Genomic DNA, 10,372 nt, shown 5'->3' on the forward strand with positions numbered 1-10,372 from the left:
GGCAGGTGCGAAACCCCGCAAGGGAAAGAAGCAGAAACCCAAATCGTGAGGTTTGGGAATCACCGTCCGTTTACGGCGGTGAGGATGTCAAAGATGAGTGATTTTACGGTATGATTTCCCCAATACTTAGATTATCGTGGATCGTGACCATTTGAAATCAGCTTTTTTAGCACTCTCATGGATCGAGATGGGATTGAAACCACTCTCAAATGGGAATGGATTCCCGCAGACGCTCCCGATAGTTGCGACTGGTTTCCCTGGGAGGTAATAGGAGTAAAGGAAAGTGAGGATGATTCTCGCCCTGTTAGTTGCCGTATTCGCTTTCAAAACGGTTAAAAATGGGAAATAAAAGCAATATATCAGTGGAATCGCCCTAATTGGCGTTTTCTGACCTGAAGGAAGATCACTGCTCGGTTATCGGCTAAAATTAAGAACTGTAAAGAAAACAGATAAATTTTATGGCCGCTAAAGTTGAGATCTATACTTGGAGTTCCTGTCCTTTCTGTATCCGCGCTAAAGCATTACTCAAGAAAAAAGGGGTGGAGTTTACCGAATATTGTATCGATGGTGATGAAAGAGCGCGAGCCAAAATGTCCGATCGAGCCAATGGTCGTACAAGTGTACCACAAATTTTTATAAACGATCAACACATCGGGGGCTGCGATGACATCCATGCTTTAGATAGAAGTGGTGGTTTAGCTCCCCTGTTGCAGAATTAAGGATAAAAACTATTAATGAAACTAGCCTTTATTATCGATCCGATCGAGTATTTAGATCCGGGCCATGATACCAGTGTAGCTATCATGGAAGCGGCCCAATTATTAGGCCATGAAGTCTGGATGACTTCCATCACTGATCTCAGTGCGATTGCGGGAAAAGCTTGGGCAAAACTAACCAGAATTGAACTGGTTCCTGTGGAGTTAAAAGATAATCATTGGGTGGCTGTATCTCAATGGTATCAAAGACAAGAGACAGTTTTAACCTGTCTAGAAAACTTCGATTTTGTCTGGATGCGAAAAGATCCACCTGTGACGATTGCCTATCTTTATGCCACCTATTTATTAGACCTGATCGACCCCAAAAAAACCAAAGTAATTAACTCAACTAGGGGTTTACGCCATGCCAACGAAAAGTTATATACTATTCACTTTTCTCAGGTAATGCCCGCCACAATTGTTTCCCAAGATAAAGCGACAATTAGGGAATTTGTCAAACAAAAAGGGGCGGCAGTTATGAAACCTTTAGGGGGCAAAGCAGGGGAGGGAATTTTATTTCTTAGTCCCGAAGATCGCAATCTCAATTCAATGATTGAAATTAGCACAAAATGGGGACAAGAACCGGTAATGATTCAAGATTATTTACCAGCTGCCCAAGAAGGAGATAAACGCATTATTGCCCTCAATGGTGAACCGATCGGGGCAGTTAATCGTATTCCCACCGGTTCAGAATTTCGCGGTAATATGGCCGTGGGTGGACGAGTGGCAAAAACAGAAATCACCGATCGAGAATTAGAAATCTGTGCCACTTTAGCCCCAAAATTACGAGAAGATGGCCTATATTTTGTCGGATTAGATGTGATTGGTGGCTATCTCACGGAAGTTAATGTCACCAGTCCCACCGGCATTCGCGAGATCGATCGATTAAACAATGTTAGCTTAGGTCAACAGGTGATTAAATGGCTAGAAAATTTTTGGGGAAATGGGGAGTATTTTCAGTGAACAGTAAACAGTAATCAGTGAAAAGACAGTAGGAAACTTCTATTTAATACTGCTCACTTAAAACTCAAATCTGATAACTGATAACTGTCTCCTGTAAAAAAAATGAATGCTTTATCAATACCGACGTGGATGGTTCATGTATCGAGTGTCGTAGAATGGATAGTGGCGATCTGGTTAGTCTGGACCTATGGCGACATCAGTAGCGATCGATCGTGGCGAATGTTATCTTGGGGAATGTTACCCGCTTTAATTGGGGCAATGTGTGCCTGCACATGGCATTTTTTTGATAATATCAGTGCCTTATCCTGGTTAGTCACCCTACAGGCAGCCATGACTGTCTTAGGAAATTTTACCCTCTGTGCTGCCGGTTGGTGGCTGTGGCGTTCCAGCAAAATTAGCGTTAACAATGAATAAAGAGAGTTTATTTGCCATCTCCCTGTTTCCCTATCTGGGGTTTCTTTGGTTGATCACTCGTTCGGGAAAAATGCCACGTTTAGCCTTAATTGGCTTTTATGTGCTGTTAATCTTCGTTTTTATCACCATTCCTGCCGGCATCTACGCCAAAATCCACTATGGTCAAGAATTGGCTAACGTCGATTGGTTACACGGCAGCGCCGAACTTTTCCTCACCCTCTCCAATATTCTCGTCGTCTTAGGTTTTCGTCAGGCAATTTTAGCGAAAAAGGAAACAGAGAAAGGGGAACAGGGAGCAGTGAACAGTGAACAGTAATCAGTGAACTGACAACTCACATCTGACAACTCGCATCTGATAACTGATAACTGAATTGTGATACAATCGCCCCAAAACGTCCCTGCGTCAGTCAACTATGTCCCCGATTACACCGTCCATCAGTGTCAACGAACCAAACCCGCAGGCTGCTATCCAGACTTTATCGGTAGTGGTTCCCATTTATAACGAAGTGGACAGTATCCCCCATCTCGTCGAGAGTATCGCCACGATTTTGCGTTCTTATCAAATTAACTACGAGATAATCTGTGTTGACGACGGTTCTAAGGACGGTTCCACCGAGGTTTTAACTAATTTAGCCAAAAATCGCGATGATCTCAAGGCGGTAATATTGCGACGCAACTACGGACAAACCCCCGCCATGGCTGCCGGATTTAATTATGCCACGGGACAGGTCATCGTTACCCTCGACGGCGATTTACAGAACGATCCCAATGATATACCCCTATTATTGGCCAAATTAGAGGAAGGTTATGACCTCGTGAGTGGCTGGCGCAAAAATCGCCAAGATGACCGGGTAAAACGGCTTTTACCCTCAAAAATAGCTAATTGGCTGATAGCAAAGGTAACAGGGGTCAAATTACACGACTACGGTTGTTCTTTGAAAGCCTATCGAGCCGAATTAGTCGCCGATATGAATCTCTACGGGGAATTACATCGCTTTTTACCCGCATTAGCTTTTATTGAAGGGGCAAAAATAACCGAAATTCCCGTTAATCACCACGCTAGACGGTTCGGACAGAGTAAATATGGTTTAGGTCGCACAATTCGCGTGATTATGGACTTATTTACTGTCTTTTTTATGAAAAAGTTCCTCACCCGTCCGATGCACATTTTTGGATTCTACGGACTTTTATCGATGGTAGTGGGGATTATTTTAGGCACTTATCTGACTATTCTCAAACTCGGTTTCGGACAAGAAATCGGCGATCGACCTTTGTTAATCCTGGCCGTGTTATTCTTTTTAACTGGGGTACAATTACTCTGTTTTGGTCTTTTGGCAGAAATTTTGATGCGAACTTACCATGAATCCCAAAAACGTCCTATCTACCGCGTTCGTACTGTTGTCGGGGATAGGGGATTTTTCAGTGAGCAGTGAACAGTAAACAGTAAACAGTAAAAAGACAGTAGGAAGCTGCTATTTAATACTGCCCACTTAATACATACTGCACACTTAAGTAGGGAGGCACAATTATTTGTAGGATGGGTTAGCGCACTTCGTAACATGAGCGGGTGTTGGGTTTCATGCTTCAACCCAACCTATGTTCTGATAACTGATAACTGATAACTGATAACTGAAAAAAATATGACTATTTGGGAACTTGATTTTTATTCGCGGCCGGTGGTGGATGAAAATAATAAAAAAAGATGGGAAGTATTAATCTGTGAAACTCCAGCAACAATCGATCGCTCCTCCGATACACTATTTAAATATGCTAGTTATTGTCCTAATACAACGGTTAATTCCCAATGGTTAGGAGAGGCAATTACTGCAGCTATCAAGGAAGCGGGGGTAACTCCCAAAAAAATTCGCTTTTTCCGTCGTCAGATGAATAACATGATTAGCAAAGCTTGCGAGGATATCGGTATTCCCGCTTCCCCTAGTCGTCGCACTCATGCTTTAACTAGATGGATAGAAGAAAGAATGGTTAATTTCTACCCTCAAGAAGTTGGTTATGATCAAAATTTAACTAAAACCGCTTCCGTGAATTATCCTCCTTTAAATGCGGTTCCCCTTCCCGATGCTGTCCGGGGAGATAAGGCAGATAAATGGGCTTTTGTCACGCTAGAATTGTCTTCTTTTAATGATTTAAAAGATTGGGATATTAGCTTCGGAGAAAATTTGCCTACACTAGGGATGGGATTAGATGAAAATCTCAAAATACCCGGTTTAGTTATTTTTTCTCCCCGCGCTTTACCCTTAGCTGGTTGGATGTCAGGGTTAGAAATGGCCTATTTAAAGTTAGAAACTGGTTCTCGTCCTCTGCTACGTTTAGAAACAGGTGCTAGTGATAGCTGGATTCTCGTCAACGTCACTAATGCCGAGACTTTAAACGAAGCCAAAAACTTTGAAGAAGCTAAACAAAAAGCGAATAATCTGCATTTTTTAGCCATTCAATCTAACCCTGAATCGGAATCCTTCGCCGGTTTTTGGCTATTACAAGAAGGATCTCAAGAGTAAAGTTTAGTAAAGGTGGGTTTTCAATCCACCCCTACAGAATTAACTTAAAAACATTGTCTGGTCCAACTACCGTGTAACCCGTAGGGAATATGATGTTTAAGATGAATAATCCCTAGGGAATTAGTGATATCTTTAGCATCTAAGATTACCATATTCGATCGATGATTGGCCGCATCGTAAGTGACTACCAATAACCAACCATCATCTTCAGCAATTCCATCGGGTTTAGGCACAAAAATTGGCTCACCTGCGAATCCCCGGGGAGCAAAAGAATGTAACTGTTTTTCTCCCGTTAATAGGTCGAGTTTTAAGATTGCTTGCAAAGGAGCATTACCGGTGGCATGATGAGTGGCAGCGATGTATAAATAACGGTAATCTTGACCAACTTTTGCAGGATTAATGCTGGGAAACTCACAACAATGCTCTAGAATACATTCTCTTGTAACGGTATTTTCTGATAAATTTAGTGTAAATCGCCACAGATGTCCGGGAGCTAAACTATCAAAATCTACCGATTGAAAATTGCTATTTGAATCCAGTTGTGGTAAGGATTGATAACAAATAGAATCGATATAAATTTTCTCCCCTTGTTCAAAAGCATTGCTATGATGGAACACAAAACCCGATGGAGTTTCTAAAACTTTCACTTCTCTTTTGTTAGTATCCCGGGGGATAATAATAATCTTAGTTAACTTGTCCGGTTGATTGATAACGCATTCTCCCGCACCTTTTAACCCAAAAAGAAAAGGAAAAGGATTATAACTAACTGGGTTTTGGAAAAAGATAGCGTAGTGGGGAGTAATAACAAAATCGTGGATAAAACAGAAGCCCGGTATACTGTGGGTATGACGACGTAATAACTTACCCGTGGGACTAATTTCGTAGAGAGTAATAGCACTCGACAAACCCGTTTTAATGGCAAAATTTACCAGACAAGGTTGATGATTATCGAAGATACAAGCGGGATCGATGCGAGGATGAGCGGCAAAAGAATCGCCTTTTTCTAAGATACCATCGAGATAGTCTAAACCAATAGTATCAAGGGTTTTAGCATCGAGGCGATGGGGTTCGGCCGCTTCCCAAAGTGCCAGTAATTTATTACCCCAGTAGATAACATTAGTATTAGCAATATTTTTCAGACGCAAATCAAAAGCATTGGCGAAAATTCCCCCCGGTTTTTTCGTGCCGAAAACTCCGCGATAAAGGGGTTTTCCCGCTTTCTGTTCCTGGAGATAACCCTCAGTTTTCACAAAACGATTACGATAATGTACGCGCCCATGATTGAAGCTAATCGCGCTGATCATACCATCCCCATCGAAGGGATGAGCGATCGCAGTGCCAGCGATATCCAGTAAACCGGGGCCGTTTTTAAAGACTGTACCCTGTAAATCGGGGGGAATTTGCCCCTCGATGTCTTCTACCTCGTAATCGTACTCGTTAGGTTGGGATTGATAGCCTTTTTGCCAATCCTGACGATTATAGGATTTTTCGCCAATTGTCGGAGTTAATACCATAGTAGTTTTACGTTTGTATTTACTTTTCTTAACATAACTTAAAACTACCAGACCTAAAAAGAAGGGGGTGGCGAATCATTTTTCCAGCTATTCACCCCCTCCTTGCGGTCGTGTTATTTAACAAACAACATTTCTTGATAGGTAGGTAGAGGCCAGAAATTGTCAGCTACTTCCCCTTCCAGTGTGTCAGCATATTCGCGCACCTGATCCATCAAGGGACGGATAGTTTGAGCAGAATACTGCATATGTTCCTCGATCGAGGCAAAATCCTGTTTAGCTATGGCCGCACTCAGTTTGCTAACGCCATCCATCAGTAATTTAATTAGATTCGAGACAGTTTGGGCGCTTTCCTTATCGATCTCGATACCGATCGCCGCAGCATTAGCGATCGCCAATGACAATTCCGACAAGTAGCGAACGGCAGCGGGATAAATAATCGTTTTAGCCATACTTACCACCAGTTTCGCCTCCACCTCGATGGCCAGTAAATACTGTTCCGCATAGACATCAAAACGACTTTCCAGTTCAACGGGAGTAAACACACCCATGCGGGTAAACAGTTCTTCGATATAATCGGCCTTTAGCACGGGTAAAGCATCGGCAGTGGTGCGGAGATTAGCTAAACCGCGCTCTTCTACCGCCATTTTGTGCCATTCCGGGGAATATCCGTTACCTCCGAAGATCACATTTCTGTGTTTGTTCATGATCTCCTTGAGAACACCCTGGGCAGCAGTATTGAGGTCTGCTCCGGCTTTCATCTGGCTTTCTAAGTTATCCGCCACCCAAGTCAGGGAATCGGCTAGAATCGTGTTCATCGCCACCAGCGGCCCGGAAACTGACTGATTAGAACCCACGGCGCGGAATTCAAAGCGATTGCCCGTAAAAGCAAAGGGAGAGGTACGATTGCGATCGCCGGGATCCTTGGGAAATACCGGCAGGGTATCGACACCCATATCCATCAACCCTGGGGCATCAGAACCCTCAATTTGTCCTTGGCTAATTTGGTCGAATACCTTTTCTAACTGGCTGCCCAAATATACCGAAATAATGGCGGGAGGAGCTTCATTTGCCCCCAAACGGTGATCATTGCTGGCGGTAGCCACCACTGCGCGTAAAAGCGGTCCGTACTTGTGAACACCACGAATAACCGCCCCACAGAATAACAAAAACTGCATATTAGCGTGGGGAGTATCGCCCGGATCCAGCAGATTGCCCTGGGTAGCGTTGCCGACAGACCAGTTAACGTGTTTTCCCGAACCATTAATCCCCGCAAAGGGTTTTTCGTGCAGTAGGCAAACAAAACCGTGTTTTTTAGCCGTACTTTTCAGCAAAGTCATAATTAACTGCTGATGGTCACTGGCCACGTTAGCAGCCTCGAAAAAGGGGGCAATCTCGAACTGTCCGGGAGCGACTTCATTATGGCGGGTTTTGGCCGGAATGCCGAGGCGATACATTCTTTCCTCGACTTCCTGCATAAACACCTGAACCCGTTCGGGAATCGCGCCAAAATAATGATCGTCGAACTGTTGACCCTTAGCGGCGGGTTTACCAAATAGGGTGCGACCGGTGAGCAGTAAATCGGGGCGACTATGGGCAAAATGAGCATCTACGAGGAAATATTCCTGTTCAGCACCGCAGCTGGAGTTAACGGGGGCGACTTCCGTATGTCCTAAGAGCTTCAGCACCCTGGTGGCGGCTTTACTCATCGATGAAATCGAGCGTAAAAGCGGCGTTTTTTTGTCGAGGGCCTCTCCTGTCCAAGAGATGAACACCGTGGGGATACACAGGGTTACACCATTATCCGTCTCCATGACGTAGGCTGGACTGGTGACATCCCAAGCGGTGTAACCCCGCGCTTCAAAGGTGGAGCGAAGTCCGCCGTTAGGAAAGGAGGAGCCGTCCGGTTCCCCCTGTACTAAGACTTTGCCCGTAAATTCTGTGATCACCGAACCGTCGCTCTGCACGGAGATAAAACCATCATGTTTTTCGGCGGTGGCGTTAGTCATCGGATAGAAGACGTGAGCATAGTACAGCGCCCCTTTGGACGTGGCCCAATCTTTCATCGCAGCCGCCACCGCACTGGCGATGGAAACGTCTAATTTTCCACCAGTTAAAATCGTGTTTTTGACCGATTTGAATACGTCTTTGGGAAGACTGGCCTGCATTTTGCTCAGGGTAAAGACATCGGTTGCCCACAAGGCCTCTAAACGTTGCGGAATTTTGCTCGGTAGGGGTTTACGGTCTGTGACTTGAGAGATAGCTTGAACACGCGTTCCATAACTCATAAGTATTTTTCCTATTGTGTTGTGTCGTGGATGAATGGTTACTTTACTTAGGCGATGACAAGTTTCCTACTAACTTTGATGTTGAAGTCCGGTCAGAGGCTATTCTCCGCTTAATAATTTCGATCCCACGGCACAAGCTTCTGTGCGGTTTTTATCTGCTTGCGCCCGCCTCTTTCCCGATCAATTAGCAACACCAGCCTTCATCTTAAGAACAGATAATCCAGAGATTTGTATCAAACATTACAAATATTTCAAACCCTATCTTCCACAAGCGATCGCACCTCACTCCCTCTTGACCCACAATAATTAATCAAAAAAGCTGGATAAAACCACAAATAATCAATAAATATTTAGGGAAAGTAGCGATAAAATTCACGTCGGTGTAGGAGCCTCATTACCTCTACAGAAAACGGGTTTCTCAAAGAAAACCGTTTTCTGTAGCCAACCCTAAGTATAGTGATATCGTGCTGCTAAAAACTCGATGCGGTCATCTTTGACTCGATAGACTAGACGGTGTTCTGTGGTAATTCGGCATGACCAGCTATTAGCTTCAAGATACTTTATGGGTTCTGGTTTGTCTATTCCAGTAAAGGGATCAGCAGTGACAGATTCTACGAGATCGAGTAGGCGAAAGGCGATTTTTTTATCTGTTTGATACCACCATCTCAAATCTTCCCGAAATTGGCTGTCAAAGACAATTGCCCTACTCTTGGCGTTCAATTCCTAACTCCTGACAAAGTTCTGTAACTGTCTGTCCTGGTATTGTTTGAACGTCCCTCTCCATTGAACGTTCAAGTGCTGCCAATAACTTTCTAGCATTCGCAGGCGATCGCAAAAGATAAACGGTTTCTAATAAGCCAGTTAATTCTTCTGCGCTTAATAGTGCCATATCTTTTTGACCAGGGCGCGTAATAATCGCCATACTATTCTCGCTTTCCAGTCGATCCAGAAGGCTCGCTAAATTTTCTTGAGCTTGAGTGTAGGTAGTTTGGATAGAAAACATAAGGCGAGGGCAACGAGTTGATTCGATTTTAGCTTATTTCATCAACTTAGAAAACGGGTTTCTTTAAAAAACCCGTTTTCTGGACTTAGGGCGATCACTAGGGATTGCTAACTCGCGCTAGACTAGATTAAAATAATTAATTAACTCCCAATCATTTGTTTAATCATGAGTCAAGCTGCTGCTGCAATCAATACTAAACTAATTGATTCTCTTGCTCAAATTATCCTTTCCTTAACTGACGAAGAACAACAGCTTCTGCTACAAAAAATCCAGCATCCAGCCTTATCTGATGTCGATTTTCATCAAGGTTTTCCCTTTGATGTTCAAATTCCTAATACAGAAACGCTCGACAGTCATTAAGACAACCCAAGTGCGGATTCCTGCCTTGATGCGTAGTGTCGAAGAAGTTAAACTTGAATGGAGTTAAATATGGATTTTGTTCCTCAGCTTCCCCGGGATTCTGATCAACTTAAGCAAACTTTGGCAAAAGCACACCGCAATTGTCAAGAGATGGAATTAGTTGGATTACAATTAGAAGAAGCGATTAGTCGCTTAGAAGCGGAAAATCGTCAAAGACGAAGACAGCAGCTAGAAAACCTAGAAAACGGGTTTCTTTGAGAAACCCGTTTTCTGGAGAAAAATGCCAAAATTATCGCTAGGGTCAAAACAACTGATCATCAAATCAACAATCTTCGAGATAATCACTGAGCTTTATTCCTGTCAATGATGCTAACAAAATATCTAAAACAAGCAATGGCACTGGCCACTTATGAAGTTCTAGAAGACGGAACTTTTTATGGAGAAATTCCGGGATTTGAGGGAGTATATGCTATTGACATCCTCGCCGCCCTAAAAGTGCGGCGATTCCTAAACCTCACGATTTAAGTTTCTGCTTCAACCACCGTTGCATACCACGGTTAAA

General features: G+C 43.6%; 11 protein-coding genes and 2 pseudogenes. 9 read left to right on the forward strand and 4 right to left on the reverse strand.

Annotation, left to right across the window (positions count from 1 at the left end; genetic code table 11):
- Nucleotides 1-458: 458 nt before the first annotated feature.
- From grxC to BGL89_RS12260, 6 genes are all read left to right on the forward strand, one after another.
- A complete protein-coding gene (gene grxC, locus BGL89_RS12235) occupies nucleotides 459-719 on the forward strand; it encodes a glutaredoxin 3 (protein ID WP_286825936.1) in 261 nt (86 codons plus the stop codon).
- A 15-nt stretch (nucleotides 720-734) separates the two neighbouring features.
- Nucleotides 735-1,718, forward strand: coding sequence for a glutathione synthase (gene gshB / locus BGL89_RS12240; protein ID WP_286825937.1), 984 nt, complete (start codon nucleotides 735-737; stop codon nucleotides 1,716-1,718).
- A 102-nt stretch (nucleotides 1,719-1,820) separates the two neighbouring features.
- Nucleotides 1,821-2,132, forward strand: coding sequence for a DUF2499 domain-containing protein (locus BGL89_RS12245; RefSeq protein ID WP_286825938.1), 312 nt, complete (start codon nucleotides 1,821-1,823; stop codon nucleotides 2,130-2,132).
- The gene (locus tag BGL89_RS12250; RefSeq protein WP_286825939.1) at nucleotides 2,125-2,448 is read left to right on the forward strand and encodes a DUF3593 domain-containing protein; all 324 of its coding nucleotides are present in this window, start codon (nucleotides 2,125-2,127) and stop codon (nucleotides 2,446-2,448) included. Before BGL89_RS12245 ends, BGL89_RS12250 begins: the two co-directional genes overlap by 8 nt.
- A gap of 97 nt (nucleotides 2,449-2,545) precedes the next feature.
- The gene (locus tag BGL89_RS12255; protein ID WP_286825940.1) at nucleotides 2,546-3,565 is read left to right on the forward strand and encodes a glycosyltransferase; all 1,020 of its coding nucleotides are present in this window, start codon (nucleotides 2,546-2,548) and stop codon (nucleotides 3,563-3,565) included.
- Nucleotides 3,566-3,772: 207 nt separating this feature from the next.
- Complete coding sequence (locus tag BGL89_RS12260) at nucleotides 3,773-4,648, forward strand: Tab2/Atab2 family RNA-binding protein (protein WP_286825941.1); 876 nt, start codon at nucleotides 3,773-3,775, stop codon at nucleotides 4,646-4,648.
- Between the two features lie 44 nt (nucleotides 4,649-4,692).
- Here BGL89_RS12260 and BGL89_RS12265 read toward each other — a convergent pair whose 3' ends face one another.
- The 4 genes from BGL89_RS12265 to BGL89_RS12280 form a co-directional block, all read right to left on the reverse strand.
- Entirely contained in the window at nucleotides 4,693-6,162 is a 1,470-nt protein-coding gene (locus BGL89_RS12265) for a carotenoid oxygenase family protein (RefSeq protein ID WP_286825942.1), read from the reverse strand.
- Between the two features lie 113 nt (nucleotides 6,163-6,275).
- Nucleotides 6,276-8,447 carry a glutamine synthetase III family protein gene (locus BGL89_RS12270; protein ID WP_286825943.1) on the reverse strand — a complete coding sequence of 724 codons (2,172 nt, stop codon included), beginning with the start codon at nucleotides 8,445-8,447 and terminating at the stop codon, nucleotides 6,276-6,278.
- A 447-nt stretch (nucleotides 8,448-8,894) separates the two neighbouring features.
- Nucleotides 8,895-9,167 carry a Txe/YoeB family addiction module toxin gene (locus BGL89_RS12275; protein ID WP_286825944.1) on the reverse strand — a complete coding sequence of 91 codons (273 nt, stop codon included), beginning with the start codon at nucleotides 9,165-9,167 and terminating at the stop codon, nucleotides 8,895-8,897.
- Nucleotides 9,151-9,450, reverse strand: coding sequence for a type II toxin-antitoxin system Phd/YefM family antitoxin (locus tag BGL89_RS12280; protein ID WP_286825945.1), 300 nt, complete (start codon nucleotides 9,448-9,450; stop codon nucleotides 9,151-9,153). The genes BGL89_RS12275 and BGL89_RS12280 overlap by 17 nt, the downstream gene beginning before the upstream one ends.
- A gap of 165 nt (nucleotides 9,451-9,615) precedes the next feature.
- On the opposite strand from BGL89_RS12280, the pseudogene BGL89_RS12285 reads away from it, so the two are divergent.
- The 3 genes and pseudogenes from BGL89_RS12285 to BGL89_RS12295 form a co-directional block, all read left to right on the forward strand.
- A pseudogene (locus BGL89_RS12285) lies at nucleotides 9,616-9,798 on the forward strand (hypothetical protein); the annotation flags it as partial.
- A gap of 81 nt (nucleotides 9,799-9,879) precedes the next feature.
- Complete coding sequence (locus BGL89_RS12290) at nucleotides 9,880-10,068, forward strand: hypothetical protein (protein ID WP_002766800.1); 189 nt, start codon at nucleotides 9,880-9,882, stop codon at nucleotides 10,066-10,068.
- Between the two features lie 105 nt (nucleotides 10,069-10,173).
- Nucleotides 10,174-10,281 (forward strand): annotated as a pseudogene (locus BGL89_RS12295) (type II toxin-antitoxin system HicB family antitoxin); the annotation flags it as partial.
- Between the last annotated feature and the right edge of the window lie 91 nt (nucleotides 10,282-10,372).

This window comes from Microcystis sp. LSC13-02, assembly GCA_002282935.1.
Taxonomy (GTDB): domain Bacteria; phylum Cyanobacteriota; class Cyanobacteriia; order Cyanobacteriales; family Microcystaceae; genus Microcystis.

What these genes read in the sequence shown, in the direction of transcription:
- grxC (WP_286825936.1), top strand. Translation starts at nt 459, where the DNA reads ATGGCCGCTAAAGTTGAGATCTATACTTGGAGTTCCTGTCCTTTCTGT.
- gshB (WP_286825937.1), top strand. Translation starts at nt 735, where the DNA reads ATGAAACTAGCCTTTATTATCGATCCGATCGAGTATTTAGATCCGGGC.
- BGL89_RS12245 (WP_286825938.1), top strand. Translation starts at nt 1,821, where the DNA reads ATGAATGCTTTATCAATACCGACGTGGATGGTTCATGTATCGAGTGTC.
- BGL89_RS12250 (WP_286825939.1), top strand. Translation starts at nt 2,125, where the DNA reads ATGAATAAAGAGAGTTTATTTGCCATCTCCCTGTTTCCCTATCTGGGG.
- BGL89_RS12255 (WP_286825940.1), top strand. Translation starts at nt 2,546, where the DNA reads ATGTCCCCGATTACACCGTCCATCAGTGTCAACGAACCAAACCCGCAG.
- BGL89_RS12260 (WP_286825941.1), top strand. Translation starts at nt 3,773, where the DNA reads ATGACTATTTGGGAACTTGATTTTTATTCGCGGCCGGTGGTGGATGAA.
- BGL89_RS12265 (WP_286825942.1), bottom strand. Translation starts at nt 6,162, where the DNA reads ATGGTATTAACTCCGACAATTGGCGAAAAATCCTATAATCGTCAGGAT.
- BGL89_RS12270 (WP_286825943.1), bottom strand. Translation starts at nt 8,447, where the DNA reads ATGAGTTATGGAACGCGTGTTCAAGCTATCTCTCAAGTCACAGACCGT.
- BGL89_RS12280 (WP_286825945.1), bottom strand. Translation starts at nt 9,450, where the DNA reads ATGTTTTCTATCCAAACTACCTACACTCAAGCTCAAGAAAATTTAGCG.
- BGL89_RS12290 (WP_002766800.1), top strand. Translation starts at nt 9,880, where the DNA reads ATGGATTTTGTTCCTCAGCTTCCCCGGGATTCTGATCAACTTAAGCAA.